The following is a 487-nucleotide window of genomic DNA, read 5'->3' on the forward strand; positions in this document are numbered from 1 at the left end:
CTGAGATTGGTAGCCGGTTTGCGAGGTCCGCGTGTAGTTTCGGGTGACATACAGCTGCTGATTATTAGCGCAGGTATAGGTATCTGTGCTTTTGTCATAAGCCATGTTTTCGCGATATTTGATGTCCCTTTTGAAAGAAGCTTTTTTCTTACGTTCATGATTTTGCGGTTTGATATAGGCCATCTGCTTTTGCTTCTTTAAATAGTCATAATTTTCTTCGCTTTCATATCCAGAATCCGCGACGATATGTCGATACGTGAAAGGGAGATTTTCCTTTACATATTGAAGCATCGGGATCAACGTCGCCGTGTCGTTACGGTCGGAAAAGACATCTATTCCCACGATAAATTCTGCATCTATAGCGGCTTGGACATTGTAAGCTGGTTTGAGCTGCCCATTCCGCATATGATCCTCTTTCATTCGCATAAACGTGGCGTCATGGTCCGTTTTGGAATAGCTGTTTCGCTTCTCTCCCATAATCTGATTG

1 protein-coding gene is annotated in these 487 nt (G+C 43.3%); it reads right to left on the reverse strand.

Going from position 1 to position 487, the window contains the following annotated elements:
- Nucleotides 1–477 (reverse strand): transposase (locus tag KI375_RS27055; protein WP_280528691.1); only part of this gene is annotated, 477 nt, incomplete at its 3' end.
- Between the last annotated feature and the right edge of the window lie 10 nt (nt 478–487).

It is taken from the genome of Bacillus sp. J14TS2 (genome assembly GCF_018333015.1).
Lineage (GTDB): Bacteria > Bacillota > Bacilli > Bacillales > Bacillaceae_C > Lederbergia.